The sequence below is a fragment of the Arthrobacter phoenicis genome, from assembly GCF_047238215.1.
Classification (GTDB): domain Bacteria; phylum Actinomycetota; class Actinomycetes; order Actinomycetales; family Micrococcaceae; genus Arthrobacter.
Genome location: NZ_JBDFMK010000001.1, coordinates 1697016 through 1713510 on the forward strand (window position 1 = coordinate 1697016; position 16495 = coordinate 1713510).

A 16495-nucleotide genomic window follows, 5' to 3' on the forward strand; every position below is an offset into this window, starting at 1 on the left:
CTTGGGATTAGTAGTGTTAATAACTGCTGTGGAAACTGTGGATAACCCGGTCCCGGCCCGCCGATCCGCGGTTAAGCCCTGTTCATGAGCTGTGGGTCCGGCCCGTTTTAAACAGGGTGTGGATGGGGACAAGATTTTCGGCCGTTTCGTCGATCCACAGGCGGCTTAAGGGTTTTAAGCCCATTAACCGCCGTTGTCCCCTTAACTATCCACAGGCTTGTCCACAGCCCCTTGTTAATAAGGTATGAGTGCGCGGATGCGGAGCTAGGAATTCCGCTGCTGCTGCTTGATCCGGTTGGTCAGTTCGGTGACCTGGTTGTAGATCACACGGCGTTCGGCCATCAGTTCCCGGATCTTGCGGTCCGCGTGGATCACCGTGGTGTGGTCCCGGCCGCCGAGTTCCTGGCCGATCTTGGGCAGCGACATGTCGGTCAGCTCCCGGCAGAGGTACATGGCGATCTGGCGGGCGGTGACCAGGGTCCGGGTCCGGGACTTGCTGCAGAGCTCTTCCATGGTGAGCTTGAAGTAGTCCGCGGTCTGGGTCAGGATCTGCGCCGAGGTGATCTCCTGGGCGCCGTCGTCGGTGATCAGGTCCTTGAGCACCATCTCCGCGAGGGCCACGTCCACCGGCTGGCGGTTCAGGCTGGCGAAGGCGGTCACCCGGATGAGGGCGCCTTCGAGTTCGCGGATGTTGCTGGAGATCTTGGAGGCGATGTACTCGAGGGCATCGTCCGGCGCGGAGAGGCCTTCGCTGAGGGCCTTCTTGCGGAGGATCGCGATGCGGGTTTCCAGTTCCGGCGGCTGGATGTCGGTCAGCAGGCCCCACTCGAAGCGGGACTTCATCCGGTCTTCGAAGCCGGCCAGCAGTTTCGGCGGCTGGTCCGAGGTGATGACAACCTGCTTGTTGTTGTTGTGCAGGGCGTTGAAGGTGTGGAAGAACTCTTCGAGCGTGCGGTCCTTGCCGGCCAGGAACTGGATGTCGTCGATCAGCAGGACGTCGACGTTCCGGTAGGTGGTCTTGAAGCTGGTGCCCTCGTCGTCGCGGATCGAGTTGATGAAGTCGTTGGTGAACTCTTCGGAGTTGACGTAGCGGACGCGGATCCCGCTGTAGAGGCGGCGGGCGTAGTGGCCGATCGCGTGCAGCAGGTGGGTTTTGCCCAGGCCCGAGTCACCGTAGATGAACAGCGGGTTGTAGGCCTTGGCCGGGGCTTCGGCGACGGCGACGGCGGCCGCGTGCGCGAAGCGGTTGGAGGAACCGATCACGAAGGTGTCGAAGACGTACTTCGGGTTCAGCCGGCCGAATTCGTGCGAGGTGCTCGGCAGCATGGGCTGCGGCTTGAGTTCGACGGCGGGATCGGCCGTGCGGGTCAGCTCCGGTGCCGCCTCGGGTTCGACGTGGAGGGGCACCAGTTCGGTGTCGACGTCGATCGCGCAGCGGATCTCGTCGGAGAAGACATCCCGCAGGGCGTCGTCGAGGGCTTCCTTGACTTGGGTCTGGAGGACCTCGCGGGTGAGTTCATTGGGAACGGCCACCAGCAGGGTGGACCCGATGAGGCCCTGCGCCTGGGCGAGGATGACAAAACCGCGCTGCCTGGGGGTAACCCGGTGGTCGTTTTCCAGGAGGCTGACCACCCGGCGCCAGGAGCTCCCGACGGTGTTGGCGTGGTCGGCTTCGTCTACCGTCATCAATGAATTCCTCAAACCTTGCTTGCTGGCGTTACCGCAGCCGCACCGCCCGGGACTCGATGTGTGGTCCCGGCGTAATCCACAGGGTTGTACACAGACAGTGGATAATGGGCTACTGGGACACTCTAGGGGATGAAAAGCCCAGAAGATAGCTGGGAACTGACCTGTGGATAATTACACGGTTGTGGTTCTCTCCGGGGGCTTGTGATGTGCTTCATCCACAGGCCCGGGGGCAGGTTAGCCACAGCTGGGGATGATCGCCGGCGACCCCTCCGGTTTGACTCTGCAGCCGTTTTTCCCCTAACGTTGTGAAGTCCTTTGTGTCCGCTTTTCGCTTCATTGAAGCTCTCCCAGACGCCTGCGTCACCGGGAGCGGGGTAGCGGCACATACAAAACTTAGCGTCGGCCAGTTCTTCCCCTTTTTTGATCGGGTGGGCGCACCTTTGATCCACTGGAGTAACTAACGTGAGCAAGCGGACTTTTCAGCCGAATAACCGCCGTCGAGCCAAGAAGCACGGCTTCCGCCTTCGTATGCGTACCCGTGCCGGCCGCGCCATCCTGGCAGCCCGTCGTGGCAAGGGCCGCACCGAACTGTCGGCGTAAATACTGACTTATCGGTCATCAGCCTTTTGCGAGTTGAGCGGTGCTAGCCACCCGGAACCGTCTGAGGACCTCTACCGATTTTTCAACAACTGTACGTTCCGGCGTCCGCAATGGACGCCGGAACTTAGTGTTATATACGGCAGCTTTACCTGCCGGCGAGCCTAGCCGCATCGGTTTCATCGTTTCCAAGAGTGTCGGGAACGCTGTTGTCAGGAACCTCGTTAAGAGGAGACTGAGAGAAGCCGGTGCGTTGTCGCTGCGTACTTATCCCGTCGGATTTGCGATCGTCGTCCGGGCCCTGCCCGCGTCGGCGTCCGTCGGCTGGGAGACCCTGCGTACTGACTACGACGCCGCCTTGGAAGCAACCCTTAAGCGGCTGGCCGGCCGTGCGCAGCAGGCCGTTGCCAAGGTTTCGAGTGAGACACCACAGGAAGGGACACCGCGTGCGTAACCGAGATGCCGCCGTCGTCCCCGGTCCTGTACCGCGTGTGTCCGCGGCGGCCGCCTGGTTGGGCCGCGCGCTGTGGAACCTGCCCCGCAACCTGATCATTTTGCTGTTGATGGCCTACCGCAAGGTTGTGTCTCCGCTCTACGGCCAGGTCTGCCGATTCTTTCCGAGCTGCTCCGCCTATGCGCTGGAAGCGGTGACGGTGCATGGGGCGGTCAAGGGCACCTGGCTGGCGGTCCGTCGGCTGCTGCGTTGCCACCCGTGGAATTCCGGCGGTGTGGACCATGTCCCCGCCGGTCACAGGGAGTGGCCCGCCGGCCACACCCCCCGAATTGTCGTGCTGAACAACCCGGACAAGTACCTGGCGGCACAGTCTGATGGAGAAGGCCGCCCTGCGGCCTGACGAAGAGGAATAACGTATGGACATCTTTGGAGCAATTCTGGCCCCGTTCAAGTGGCTGGTGTCGGCCATCATGATCGGCTTCCACGACGGACTGAGCTTCATTGGCCTGCCTGCAGCCAACGGCTGGACCTGGACCTTGTCCATCATCGGCCTGGTGCTGGTCATTCGCGCCGCGCTGATCCCCGTCTTCGTCAAGCAGATCAAGGCCCAGCGCGGCATGCAGCTGCTGCAGCCGGACCTGAAGAAGCTCCAGGAAAAGTACAAGGGCAAGACCGACCAGCTTTCCCGCCAGGCCATGGCGCAGGAACAGATGGCGATGTACAAGAAGCACGGGACCAACCCGTTCTCCGCCTGCCTCCCCATGCTGATCCAGATGCCGTTCTTCTTCGCCCTCTTCCAGGTGCTCTCCGGCATTAGCTCCGCCAAGGCCGGCGGCACCGGTATCGGTGCGATGAACATCGATCAGGTCCGGCAGTTCGATGAATCCAGCATCTTCGGCGCTCCGCTGTCTGCCTCCCTGCTGCACGGCGGCGGCGGAGACCAGACCGCGGTGTGGATCCTCTCGATTGTCATGATCCTGGCGATGACCGCCTCGCAGTTCATCACGCAGAAGCAGATCATGGCCAAGAACATGTCGGAAGACGCCATGGCCAGCCCCTTCATGCGCCAGCAGAAGATGATGCTCTACATCCTGCCGCTGGTCTTCGGCGTCGGTGGCATCAACTTCCCCATCGGTGTCCTCATCTACTGGACCACCACCAACCTGTGGACCATGGGCCAGCAGTTCTTCGTGATCCGCCGCATGCCCACCCCCGGTTCCCCCGCCGCCAAGGCCCTGGCCGAGCGTCGTGCCGCCAAGGGCCTGCCGAACCTGCCCCTGATGGGTGCCAAGAAGGCCGACGCCGAGGCAGAGGCGGAAGCCGCTGCCAGCGCCGCCGTTGCCAAGAGCCAGCGCGTCCAGCCCCAGCGCAAGAACAGGAAGAGGAAGTAATGCCTGCCGAGAGCACCGACCACGCTATTACCGCCGAGCCGCTGTCCCAGGAAGACGTCCGCGACGAGGCCGAGACCAGCAACGACGCTGAAACCCCGGCCGCCACGGATACCGACGCAGGCCAGTCCGCGGGCAAGAGCAACACCGCCAGCCGCCTGGAGGAGGAGGGCGACGTCGCCGCCGACTACCTCGAGGAACTCCTGGACATCGCGGATATCGACGGTGACATCGACATCGAGGTGCGCAACGGCCGTACCTACATCTCGATCGTGGCCGAAGAGGACAACTCCGGCCTGGAGAACCTCGTGGGCCGCGACGGTGAGGTGCTGGAAGCCCTGCAGGAACTGACCCGCCTGGCCGTCCTCGCGGCCACGGAGAACCGCTCCCGGCTGGTCCTGGACATCAACGGGTACCGCACGGACCGTGCAGGCGACCTGCAGCAGATTGCCGAGGACGCCATCGCCTCTGTCAAGGAGAGCGGCGGCCCGGTGGCGTTGAAGCCGATGAGCGCCTACGAGCGCAAGATCGTGCACGACGCCGTCGCAGACCTGGGATTCGTCAGCGAGTCCGAGGGCGAGGGTGCCCAGCGGCACATCGTTGTCTCCGCAGAGTGACCCCGCAGAGCAGCATGATGGTGGAGATTACCGCGGCCGAGATCAAGGCCGCCGAAGCGATTTTTGGTGACCGGCTGGACCTGGCCCGTCGCTATGTGGAGCACCTCGCCACGTCCGGTACCGAACGCGGCCTGATCGGCCCGCGCGAGGTGCCGCGCCTGTGGAGCCGGCACGTGCTGAACTGCGCCGTGATCGAACGTGAGATTGCGCCCGGCAAGCACGTGGCCGACGTCGGAAGCGGCGCCGGTCTCCCGGGGCTGTGCCTGGCCATCGCCCGTCCGGACCTTGAACTGACGCTCATCGAGCCGCTGGAGCGGCGCGTGATCTGGTTGCAGGAAGTGGTCGATGACCTCGGTCTGGACAACGTCACGGTGATGCGTACCCGCGCCGAACTGGCCGTGGGACAGGTCGACGCCGACGTGGTTACCGCGCGCGCGGTATCCGCCCTGACCAACCTTGCGGGGCTTACTATCCCGCTGCTCCAGGGCAAGGGTGAAGTCGTGGCCATCAAGGGACGCAGCGCCGGTGAAGAGATCGAAAAGGCCGCCAAGACCATCCGCAAACTGGGCGGCGTGGACACGTCCGTCGTGGTTGTCGGGGAGGATCTCCTCGAGGAGCCCACCACCGTGGTCCGCATCGTAGTGAATAAGCCCCTAAAGAAGGCGTAGCGCCCGCCCGGCGCCCGCGGTGTTCAGGGGTAAGAGGTTAGGCTAGTTACCGGCAGTCAACGCCGAGCGAGAGTGAGAGTGTCAAGTGAGCAGTAGCGAAGCCTCCGCACAACGGATTCCGCCGTTTGTGTCCCTGGGGTCTGCACGGTCGTTCATGGCACCGACTGCCTCTCATTCTTCTGCCGTCAGCAAACCTTCTTTGGTTTCAAGCAGCTCATCGGCTTCGTCTGTTTCACGTGAAACCTCGACGACGTCTACCGGGAATGTACTGGATTCGATTGATGACTCCAGCCCGATTGCCCGGGAGCTCGCCCACGAAAACAAGCGCCGGGAGCGCCTCCTGGGCCGGCAACTGCCCAAGCCGGAGAAGACCCGCATCTTCACCGTGTCCAACCAGAAGGGCGGCGTCGGGAAGACCACCACGACGGTGAACATCGCCGCCGCACTGGCTGCTGCAGGACTCAACGTGCTGGTCATCGACATCGACCCGCAGGGCAACGCCTCCACCGCCTTGGGCATCGAACACCATGCCGATGTGGACAGCATCTACGACGTGCTTATCAACGATGTTCCGTTGCAGGATGTCGTAGCGCCGTGCCCGGACATCGCCAAGCTCATCTGCGCTCCGGCCACCATCCACCTGGCCGGAGCCGAAATCGAGCTCGTCAGCCTCGTAGCGCGCGAGCAGCGGCTCCGCCGGGCGATTGACGTCTATGCCAAGGAACGCGCCAAGAACGGCGAGGAGCGGCTGGACTACATCTTCATTGACTGCCCGCCGAGCCTTGGTCTCCTGACGGTCAATGCTTTCTGCGCTGCCAGTGAGGTCCTCATTCCCATCCAGTGCGAGTACTACGCACTGGAAGGGCTGAGCCAGCTGCTGAAGAACATCGAGATGATCCAGAAGCACCTCAATGCTGACCTGGTGGTCTCGACCATTCTGCTGACCATGTACGACGGCCGTACCAACCTCGCCGCCCAAGTGGCCGCAGAGGTTCGCGAGCACTTCCCCGAGCAGGTCCTGAGCGCCGTGGTTCCCCGCTCCGTGCGCATTTCCGAGGCACCCAGTTACCAGCAGACGGTCATGACCTATGACCCGTCGTCCAGCGGCGCGCTGTCCTACTTGGAAGCCGCCGCTGAAATCGCCGAACGTTAGAATCTTCTCAACAATTGCACTAGCCAGAGCCGGAGCATGCCGCGCTCTTCCAATGGAGGGATTTATCCATGAGCGATAAGCGACGCGGCCTGGGCCGTGGACTTGGCGCATTGATTCCAAGTTCCGCCTCGGCTAACGCCTCCGGAAACGGTGCTGCCCCGTCCCGGCCCGTGGATCTGTTCTTCCCGCCGGCCAGCAAGCGCGCCGGTGATGCACCGGCTGTCGAAGAAACCCCGGTGGAGGCATCCCCCGAAGTTGTTGCGCCTGAAGCTGTTGCGCCGGAGGAGACGACGATGTCCCGCTCGGCCGCGTCGGACACAACCGCCAAGGCACCCGCCCGCAAGTCCGCTGCCGCGGCTAAGGGTAAGTCTGCCGCCCAGGCTGGTCGGGACACATCCGAACGGAATCGTGCGGCGGCCTCCAAGGCGGCGGCCGAGGCTCCTGTCCTTGAAGAGGCTGAGCCCGAGACGCAGGCGGTCGACAACGGCGTGGACCTGGTCGCGGTCCCTGGCGTCCGCTTCGCCGAAATCCCGGTCGGCGACATCCACCCCAACCGCAAACAGCCCCGCTCGGTCTTCGATGAGGACGACATGGCGGAGCTCGTGCACTCCGTTCGCGAAATCGGAGTCCTCCAGCCAATTGTGGTGCGGACTTCAACCGAAGAAGGTGGAGAACCCTACGAGCTGGTGATGGGTGAACGCCGGTGGAGGGCGGTCCAGGCCGCCGGCCTCGAAACCATCCCCGCAATCGTCCGTGACACCACCGATGACGACCTCCTCCGGGATGCTCTGCTTGAAAACCTTCATCGCAGCCAGCTCAACCCGCTGGAAGAGGCCGCGGCGTACCAGCAGCTGCTTGAAGACTTCGGTACCACTCACGAGCAGTTGGCGGACCGCATTGGCCGGTCCCGTCCGCAGGTGTCCAACACCCTGCGTCTGCTGAAGCTTCCGCCGTTGGTGCAGCGCCGCGTCGGAGCCGGTGTACTCTCGGCCGGACACGCCCGCGCCCTGTTGGCACTTCCGGACGCCGCGGCGATGGAGCGGCTGGCTCAGAAGATTGTTGCCGAGGGCATGTCCGTTCGGGCGACCGAAGAGGCTGTGACTCTCTACCAGAGCCCCGCGGCCCCGGCGAAGAACAATATCCCCCGCCCCGGGGCGCGGCATGAACGGCTGGACTACCTGGCCTCGTCGCTCTCGGATCGTCTGGACACCAACGTGAAGATCTCCCTCGGTGCGCGCAAGGGACGCGTCAGCATTGAGTTCGCCAGCGTGGAAGACCTGAACCGCATCATGGATGTGCTGACGCCGGGGAATCCGACCTAGAGTTTCATTCATCCAGAGAGGGTCCGTTTTATGTGAAACGGGCCCTCTTTTTGCGTTTCCACCGCCGGTTGGTTGGTCTGTCTTTTGATGGCCGTTGGGGGCGTGACGTCCATGCTGGGTGCGAATTCTTCATTCTTACCCTCCTGTGTCTCCGACCGTGAAGGGTGTCAGCCGGGTGGCAGCAGCGGCATATCTGTTGCCACGGCGAGGGAATAGCGAGCTCGAATGGTTGAGCGTCCCCGCCGGCGCGCAAGCAGTAGGTTGAAGGACCTTGGTTTTGTTGCTGAATTGGTTGGATGAGACCGCCCAAACAGGGCCTCTTTGTGGGCCGTGGGCCGTGCTCCATGGGTTGCGACGCTTGGGTCGTGGGCTGGACCCGCGGAAAGTCTCGATATCAGGTTAGATATAGAGGCTGGCCGATGATCACGAGCGTAATCCGGGCTGCTTAGAACCCCCGATAGTCCGCCTACGCCTCTGCTTTCGAACCGGACGCGGATGGTGTGTTGTCCGGTGTCCTACAGGCTCTGAGGCGCTGTAGATGGTCTCAGGAGCCTTCCTGGGGTGCAATGATGGCTCGGGCCCACTGTGGTTCTCCGTGCGCATCCTAGGCGACCACAGTCGCTTTCGGCTCCTTGTGGCATCCCTTATGGACGGGTTGGTCAGCCTGATAGTCCGTCGGGAGGTCTCGGCAGACGTCATCTCGTGCCGTGCGGGTTTGGATATGTTGGGAAGTGAGGGGTGCGTTTGAGTCGTTTGAGGCGCAGTTATTGGTGAACAGTCGCAATTCATGCTCGGTAGGCTTCGTTGCGCTCATTGGGAAGCGCTCTACTTTCCTGGTCCGCCCTTTGCCTCCTCAGCTCATTACGGATTGTCGCGGGCCGCCATGACTCCTCTCGGGTTGTGGACCATGGGTTGCTAAGCTGCGGCTCGGTACTTACCCCCGGTGGGGATGCCATTCTGTTGGTCCATTTGGATGGCATCACCGGGAGCAGGAGCGGCTGAGGCGACCGGTTTGCCACTCCCGCCAGCCAACTTGATGCGTGGCCTGTTTCCAATGCTGTTTCACGTGAAACCAATCCCCCGCCCGCGAGCCTCGGACGACGATCGATTCCTGAAGGCCCGGGGCGTTGTATGACATCGGCGGCGGTATGGCGACGTAAGTTTTCCCTCCGTATACAGAAAGATCTGCCGGGTCGCCGACTATTGCATCGTTGGGAAGATCGACCCACATGTCGGCGTTCCGCGGATATGGTCGGAGTACTGCTTTAGGCAACTGATCGGCGCCAGACGCAGACGCCTGACATGATGTGTCGGTCTCCGCGAAAGCAACGATGGAACTGGACATGTTTCACGTGAAACGGTGCAGACGCGCCGGCGTTGTCGTCCTCCTAGCTAAGTCCCTGGCCATGAGTCTGCACGAGGGCTTGTAAGCATAGGAGCTGCCCGGCGCGGAGTAGGAATCGTCCAGTGACGGCCTGCCAAGATCTGCGGCCATGCAGGTTGAACTGGCGCGACCAGCCTTCAGGCTGAGGTCTGCAGAACGCTCAGAGACGTGTGCGAGTACCTGGGCACGCCGATGCTTTGACGGACGATCTTGAGGGCGTTAAGTTCCTGAACTTAGTGGTGCCACCACGAATCTGACTTCTCTACGGCGGCTTCAGGAGGGTTCCGGTTACTGAAGGGCGCCAGCGAATGCGATCGGATCCCGGAGGCATCTCTCACCCAGTCGGCCCTCGTCCATGCTGCACTCCCCTTGTTCGTTCTCACCGAAGAGCACACGATGGGATCATCCGGCCCGCCGGGTGGCTTAGTGGTCTGTGCCGGTTCCCCTTGGAGACAGCCTCGCGCTCCGCTTCCATGTGCTTCGCTGATCTCCGTCATGAGCAAGGCATACGGGTCAGCTGCCGAGTCCGCGTCTGGTGATGTGTGAAGGGCCCGCATAGAGCAGGCAGCCAAGGGGAAGATGCCGGCAGGGGTCTTAGGGCTAAATGACCGGATGTCGGTCACTGCGCAATAAGGAAGGTCTCTACTCGGCCGTGCGGAGGAGCGTCTCCCCCGGCACTGCGAAATTGGGATTCCGAGCCACAGACCCTAGAACCCCGAACCCTAGAACCCTAGAAGCCCGAATCCTAGAAGCCCGAACCCTAGAAGCCCGAACCCTAGAAGCCCGAACCCTAGAAGCCCGAACCCGGGAGCCGGACCTCGGACCCCAGCCCGCGGAGACCGCCACGCCGACCTCCGACCCAAGCACCTGGACCCTTGAGGCATACGAAGGGCTCCAGCCGCAGGGAGCTGGCTCCCCTGCCCGAGGCGGCTGGAGCCATGACCAGGGGTCGATGAGACGTGGACGGTAGTCGCTGGTCAGTCTTGTTACGTCATCTGCAATTGCCGGAACGCTCGAGGTTCGAGTGCTGCTTACGAAGACTGACAGCATCTCCTCGCACGACGCGTGTGATCGGTGCTTCCCCGATGGCTTCCCTAGCTTGTTCGCGACGGCTTGGCGCTGGCCTGAGACAGTTGAAGCGGTACCGGCCGAGTGCGCACAGCGCAGGCATCTCCGGCGGTTCCGTGAGCCAAACTTCCCGTGGATATCGCTGTGGATAACTTTGTGGAAAGTTTGACGGTCTTCGTGGGCTGGCCGGTCTCGTTTGTGCCCACCCGAGAATAGTTCGTGAGGTGCGATGAGAGACGCGAGCATTACCGCCGGCGTTCGTTTCACGTGAAACATTGCGGCAAGTCGGAGTGCCGTCAAATATCTCCTACTTGGTCCGAAATCTCGCCACAAATGGGTTAACTTTCTGTTGGCGCCCCTGCCAGCTAGTGTGACAAACACCGTTGCTTCTCGGCGAGGTGGCTCTCTGCTCAGGTGAGAGGCTGGGTCGGCTAAACCTGCCGATAATCGGAAGTGGTGACGAGGCGCCGTGTAGCTGTGGATAAGACTGTGTGCAAACTCTCGGCGGCCTGTGGATATCGCTGTGGATACTCAAGGTGGATATCCACGCTCAAGGGAGGCCCTGCGGCGGACATCGTGATCGAACGCCGCCGCCTCGTGGCTGTGATCTGCTACGTCTCCGCCTCAGGAGCAGTCCGGCGTGTGCAGAGCTGCGCCGTAGGGTTTTGGATCTCGGGGCTGAGGGATTCGTGGCCACGGATGCCGGTGTAACTGCTCTGGCACTCCTCCTCTGTCGATGGAGCGGTTCTTCATTGCCGTCAACTGAGGGACGGCAGGTTAGTCGGTACCGGCAATGTCGATGGTGCCTGAGTTCAATGACTGGACGTGGTTCCGCTGCAACCGAAAGATCAGCAGCAGCTGGTTGTGGCCTTTCCTGACAATTGGACGGCGTCCTCAGTCCGATCGTCGGGGGCTCAGGCAACTGTCGTTGGGTGCCCCGATTCTGCTGAAGTTCATGTCGCTACGGCTTCACCCTTGTCCGGGACAGGCTCCCTGGCATGGCAGTCCGTCGTTCCTATGAGCTCGTCTCTGCTGTCCCCGGCGGACCTTGCCTACGGATGAGTGTCGCGCACAGGCACAAGCCCCATACTAATGCCGGTTGAAGCAGCTCCTAACGCCCGTTTGGCTCAGCTGAGCCTTGGTTGCGGTGTTCACCCCAGGTGGGATGGCAAGCGATCACTTTAAGCTCGGCGTGAGTGGGCCGATCCTGCAGTCCTCGCCCGGGCCCAATGTAGTTCCGTGCATTCCCTGAATCGAGCGCACCTCAGAAGTGTTGGTGTTGGTACCGATGCCCTGGTGGACTATGACGGGAGCCCGATACCGAAGGGCCTTATGGGGCGTTATCGACTCAAGTTTCTGTAGCCCGGGTGTCGATACGAAAATGTTCAGGTCTTCATCGATCACACTTACAACGCAGCGTAGCGGGGACAGTGTAGGACAGTCATGGATGTTCATGGTTCCCAATTTCCCGTCCGCGGCGCCTTTCCGTAGGTGCGTGGTAACACGCGTTGCTTTTACCCAGTCCAGCCGGCGCTCCGCAACTTTACCTGAGCCTCCCGTCTTCGACGATTAGCTCTGTCCGTTTGAAGGCCCAATCTTTCCAGCTGACTGCTGGGTGTCATGCGATAGAGCTTCGTAGGTCGAGGCGGCCCACAGTTCGCGCTTCTAACGGTCCCCTGGCATTCTCGGTGCCGATGGGTGCATCAGCCGTAGCAAGTTCGAGTATGGGCGCTTCAGCCTGGGAAACGTCCTCGGCCTCTTCCATGGACCGTCCTGACAGTGCGGTTTCGAGCTTGGCTGATGGATTCGCCAACCGGGAGCCCTGCCTTCTTAGCCCTCTGAGTGCCTTCAGGGGGCTCGTCTGGCCGTTCTAGTCACCCATCCCCCTCCGGAGATAGAGATGGGGAGTATCAGGAGGGTTTCACGTGAAACAGGGCTTCGCAAGGGTGAACACGCAACACGTCCGCCACCAAGCCTGTCACCGCGGCGCTGGTGCTTTGATGCACCGCCATCTAAGGAGCAGCCTCCGCGGGCTCACCACCTGTGACATTGGACGTTTCACGTGAAACAGGGTCCTACGGCGGATTTACTTGTTCGGCCATACTGTGCGCAGCGACGTGCACCAGAGTCGCGCTTGACCGAACGAACGATGTGTTTTTGCTGGAAAGCTAAACTGGTTGAGACGAACAGAAGCGCGCTCGTGAATCCGTCAAGGAAGCCATTTGAGATTCCTTTTGAAGGAATGAGGTCGCAGATGTGGGGTGCTCTTCAGTCTTGGAACCTTCGTTGTTTCCCTAGGCTAGTTCGTGGGGGACGTTAGTCTTTCTAGAGGGTCCGAGGAGCTGGAGTCACATCATCCTTCTGTCAGATCTCGAGAGGGCTCCGGATGCTATCGCTCAGACCAAATCGTCTCCATCAAGCGCCGTCTCAACCGACTCTTCGTAGTGGTGCTCCTTCTGCGGTGGGGCCCTCCCAAGATGAGAGACCCGATCAAACCCGATCAATGCCACCCACAGTCCCTGCTACCGTTTCGATGTGCGTCGGAAATTTCGGACGTTCCTTGGTCATGTTTCACGTGAAACAGGGACGGCAGCGTCGGTATTGGACAAGCGATGTGCGCAGAAGCGGCGTGAATAGCGAGATCAGTCCTAATGAGTCGTGACTTTGACCGACGGACTCCCGAGCTAGTAGTGAATGTTTCACGTGAAACGCTACGAAGGCGGCACACCATTGGTGGGGCGATGGTGTCAAAATCTTTGCAACTAAGTTCGCCGGTTTCCGCGCGCACCGGCAGTACTCATATTTCCGTCCGCGTATTCCTGCTGCGTATCTGGGGTGGGATTCTCCGTGAGATCAATCTCCAGGGCCTCCAGCGGAATATCTACGAATTAGCGCAACATATTCGGTTGATTACTAGCTATTGCCAAGTCTCGAAGGACTTCGGTTGACCTGGGGTCAACCGAAAAGAACCGTCTGCGAGCACGAAGTCTGCTGAATCTGAACAGAAACAAGAACGGCGGCCCTCCCCTAGTGGGGAGAGCCGCCGTCGTCGTGCTTACACCGGCCAGTGCCGGTCAGGAGGAACTAGGACAGGACGTCCGCGAATTCCTTCTCGAAGTACTGCTTCGGGCGGGCGCCGATGACGCTGCCCTTCACTTCGCCACCTTGGAAGAGGTAGACGGCCGGAATCGAGGTGATGCCGTACTCGGCCGCGATGGCCGGGTTGTCATCGACGTTGACCTTGACCACGTCGACCTTCTCGCTGTACTCGACCGAGATCTCGTCCAGGATAGGGCCCAGCTTGCGGCACGGACCGCACCATTCGGCCCAGAAGTCGACGATGACCGGCTTGTCGGAAGCGAGCACGTCGGTGCTGAAGCTTGCGTCTGTTACGTCTTTTGCGTTGCTCATAACCTTGTCCTTTTCGTGGAGGGGTAGCGTGCTGGTCTAGGCGACCGGGAGGTCTGCGAGGTAGTGCTCGACGTCGACGGCCGCCACACAGCCAGAACCGGAGGCGGTGATGGCCTGGCGGTACGTTGGGTCGATGACGTCGCCGGCGGCGAAGACACCCTTGATGCTGGTCTTCGAGGACCGGCCCTCGACGGCGATGGTGCCCTCCGGGGTCAGGTCCAGCTTGCCCTTGACCAGGTCCGTGCGGGGATCGTTGCCGATCGCGACGAAAACGCCGGTCACGGCCAGTTCGGATTCGGTGCCGTCCAGCAAGTTCTTCACCCGAAGTCCGGTGACCTTGTCGCCGCCGAGGACATCCTCTACGCCGGTGTTCCAGACGAAGTTGATCTTTTCGTGGGCCAGGGCGCGGTCGGCCATGATCTTGGAGGCACGCAGCGTGTCGCGGCGGTGAACCACGGTGACGGAGCGGGCAAACTTGGTGAGGAAGAGTGCTTCTTCCATGGCGGAGTCGCCGCCACCGATCACGGCGATGTCCTGGTCCTTGAAGAAGAAACCGTCACAGGTTGCACACCAGCTCACGCCGTGGCCGGAAAGACGCTTCTCGTTGGCCAGGCCCAGCTCGCGGTAGGCGGAACCGGTGGATAGGATGATGGCCCGGGCGCGGAAGGTCTCCCCCGTGGCAATAGTGACGGTCTTGATATCGCCGTCGAGGTCCAGCTCGGTGACGTCCTCGAACTGGATCTCCGTGCCGAACCGGGCGGCCTGCTTCTCGAAGTTCTCCATCAAGTCGGGACCCATGATGCCCTCGGGGAACCCGGGGTAGTTCTCGACGTCGGTGGTGTTCATCAGCTCGCCACCGGCGGTGACGGAGCCCGCCAGGAGCAGCGGCTTCAGGTTGGCGCGTGCCGTGTACACCGCTGCGGTGTAACCGGCCGGCCCCGAGCCGACGATGATGACATCACGTACTTCGGACGCGGTGTTTTCTGCGTTGCTCACTGAACGGTGAACCTCTTCCTTTGTCGATGCACCCGCCAGGTTGGCCGGCCACATGGCACAACTAAGCGCACCGGGTGAATATTCCGCGTACGCCTTTGGACGGGGCCTAAGCCCCGTCCTTCTAGGGTACCGGTGTGGGGCCGCCGGGACGGCCCGGAACGGCTATTGGACCTTGATCTCCGCGAGCCGCAGACCGAAGCCGTAGCGGGTCTTCGGGGCGGCCAGCTTCGGCAGGCTCTTGATCTGGATGATGACGTACTGGGCGGTCACCGGTTCCTGCAACGGCAGCGTCAACTCGGGCGAGGTGAAGCTGTTGCTGCCCACCAGCTTGGCTCCGTCGAGCGAGGGCTGGTCGGCGGTATAGACGCTGATGTTGCCGCCGGAGGCACCGAGTTGGCTAAGCGTGACGGAGGAGATCTTGGCCGGGCCCTTGAGCTTGACCACCAGCGGGACGCCGTCGGGAGCGAAGCCGCCCCAGGCGTCGGTGGCAAATTCCATGTCCGACCAGTAGCTGGCGGCGTTGCCGTCGTAGGTCTTGACCAGGTCCCCGTCGTAGGTGGCCGCGAAGTCGAAGTTGCCCTGGCGGGACACGGAATCGATGGCCGGAGGGACCGCGGCCGGCGGGGCACTCTGGCTCGGAGACGGCGTGCCGGACTGCTCGGGCGTGCCCGTGCCCGAGGAGGTGGAGGTCGTCTTTGCTGCCTGCGGTGTGCCGCCCTTGAACAGGCCGCCCAGGTTGGTGACCGCAAAGATCAGGCCGATCACCAGGACGGCGGCCAGCAGCGCGCCGACCAGCCACCGCATGGAGCGGGGTTCGCGGCGGGGCGCGTCGTCATCATCGTCGTCGTAGTGCCCCGGGCCGTCCGCGTCGGGTTTACGGGCAAAGGCGGGCAGGGTCGCGGCGGCGCGGCCGGTTGCCGGGCCGGCGGACTTCTCCCGTGCCATCGTGCGCTGGTCCGGGACGGCGTCGTCGTAATCGTCGTCCTGCCACAGCGAAACCTTGGGGTTCGACGACGTCGGACCGGCCTTCGCGGACTGTGCCTGCTGGACCGGGTTGGCCACGGTCGGCTGCGGTGCGGCCTCCTGCGGCGCGGTCTTCGGCGCCTTGGCCGGCTTCGCTGCCTTCGCGGCGGCCGCGCCGGCTGCTGCACCGGCAACACCCGCGGCGGCGGCGGCTCCGGCTCCCCGGTGCTCCGCCTTCGGCGCTGCTGCCGGCGGGGCGGGGGCCTGCCGCGGCGGAACAACCGGCTGGGTGGCGGGCCGCTGCTGCTGGTCGCCGTAGTTGATGTAGCCGGCGTCGACTTCCTCGTCGTCGTAGAGGCCGTCATAGGTTTCGGGCTCGTTCGACCGGGCCTGGCCGAAGATCTCACTGCCCAGGGTGTCGGTGAAGAACGGCTCCACGTAGGGCGGGTTGGAGCTGACCACGAGGTCCAGCAGGTCAGCTGCGGACGTGTGGTTGGTGATCAGGTAGGTGGCGTCGTCACTGACCCCGAGGTCCAGGATCTGCACCTGTCCGGGGCGTTCGCCGGTGGCCACCTCGCGGGCGCTCTGGGCCACCTGGTCGGCGTTTCCCGGGCCGGCAACGAGGATGCTCACGGGCCGGTTCAGCACCTGGTCCACGCCGTCCAGCACCAGATCCTCGTCATGCGAGGTCAGAACCGTGGCGGTCACCTTGTAGCGGCCGCCGAGTACTGATCCGACATCGATCGGGTGGGACACGTGTTCCTCCTAGGCTGTCCGGAACTGCC

General features: G+C 62.5%; 12 protein-coding genes. 8 read left to right on the plus strand and 4 right to left on the minus strand.

Annotated features, from left to right (window positions below; all coding sequences use genetic code 11):
* Positions 1 to 264 precede the first annotated feature (264 nt).
* Complete coding sequence (gene dnaA, locus ABC337_RS07950; RefSeq protein WP_290257109.1) at positions 265 to 1686, minus strand: chromosomal replication initiator protein DnaA; 1422 nt, start codon at positions 1684 to 1686, stop codon at positions 265 to 267.
* Between the two features lie 465 nt (positions 1687 to 2151).
* On the opposite strand from dnaA, the gene rpmH reads away from it, so the two are divergent.
* The 8 genes from rpmH (at position 2152) to ABC337_RS07990 (ending at position 7888) form a co-directional block, all read left to right on the plus strand.
* Entirely contained in the window at positions 2152 to 2289 is a 138-nt protein-coding gene (rpmH, locus tag ABC337_RS07955) for a 50S ribosomal protein L34 (protein WP_003800212.1), read from the plus strand.
* Between the two features lie 40 nt (positions 2290 to 2329).
* Positions 2330 to 2740, plus strand: a complete 411-nt coding sequence (rnpA, locus tag ABC337_RS07960; RefSeq protein WP_412884430.1) for a ribonuclease P protein component — start codon at positions 2330 to 2332, stop codon at positions 2738 to 2740.
* Between the two features lie 37 nt (positions 2741 to 2777).
* A complete protein-coding gene (gene yidD, locus ABC337_RS07965; RefSeq protein WP_412884429.1) occupies positions 2778 to 3140 on the plus strand; it encodes a membrane protein insertion efficiency factor YidD in 363 nt (120 codons plus the stop codon).
* A 16-nt stretch (positions 3141 to 3156) separates the two neighbouring features.
* Positions 3157 to 4131 (plus strand): membrane protein insertase YidC, encoded by a 975-nt coding sequence (yidC, locus tag ABC337_RS07970; RefSeq protein ID WP_412884428.1) that lies wholly within the window; start codon positions 3157 to 3159, stop codon positions 4129 to 4131.
* On the plus strand, positions 4131 to 4745 hold the full coding sequence (locus tag ABC337_RS07975; RefSeq protein ID WP_412884427.1) for a Jag family protein: 615 nt from the start codon (positions 4131 to 4133) through the stop codon (positions 4743 to 4745). Before yidC ends, ABC337_RS07975 begins: the two co-directional genes overlap by 1 nt.
* A 17-nt stretch (positions 4746 to 4762) precedes the next feature.
* Positions 4763 to 5413: a 16S rRNA (guanine(527)-N(7))-methyltransferase RsmG gene (gene rsmG, locus ABC337_RS07980; RefSeq protein WP_412884967.1), complete on the plus strand. Its 651-nt coding sequence runs from the start codon at positions 4763 to 4765 to the stop codon at positions 5411 to 5413.
* Positions 5414 to 5498: 85 nt separating this feature from the next.
* A complete protein-coding gene (locus ABC337_RS07985) occupies positions 5499 to 6566 on the plus strand; it encodes a ParA family protein (protein ID WP_412884426.1) in 1068 nt (355 codons plus the stop codon).
* 68 nt (positions 6567 to 6634) lie between these two features.
* Positions 6635 to 7888: a ParB/RepB/Spo0J family partition protein gene (locus ABC337_RS07990; RefSeq protein ID WP_412884425.1), complete on the plus strand. Its 1254-nt coding sequence runs from the start codon at positions 6635 to 6637 to the stop codon at positions 7886 to 7888.
* A 5536-nt stretch (positions 7889 to 13424) separates the two neighbouring features.
* Here the strand turns inward: ABC337_RS07990 and trxA are convergent.
* From trxA to ABC337_RS08005, 3 genes are all read right to left on the minus strand, one after another.
* Positions 13425 to 13751, minus strand: coding sequence for a thioredoxin (gene trxA / locus ABC337_RS07995; RefSeq protein WP_290257117.1), 327 nt, complete (start codon positions 13749 to 13751; stop codon positions 13425 to 13427).
* A gap of 36 nt (positions 13752 to 13787) precedes the next feature.
* The gene (trxB, locus tag ABC337_RS08000; RefSeq protein WP_412884424.1) at positions 13788 to 14747 is read right to left on the minus strand and encodes a thioredoxin-disulfide reductase; all 960 of its coding nucleotides are present in this window, start codon (positions 14745 to 14747) and stop codon (positions 13788 to 13790) included.
* A 162-nt stretch (positions 14748 to 14909) separates the two neighbouring features.
* Positions 14910 to 16466: an ABC transporter substrate-binding protein gene (locus ABC337_RS08005; protein WP_412884423.1), complete on the minus strand. Its 1557-nt coding sequence runs from the start codon at positions 16464 to 16466 to the stop codon at positions 14910 to 14912.
* Between the last annotated feature and the right edge of the window lie 29 nt (positions 16467 to 16495).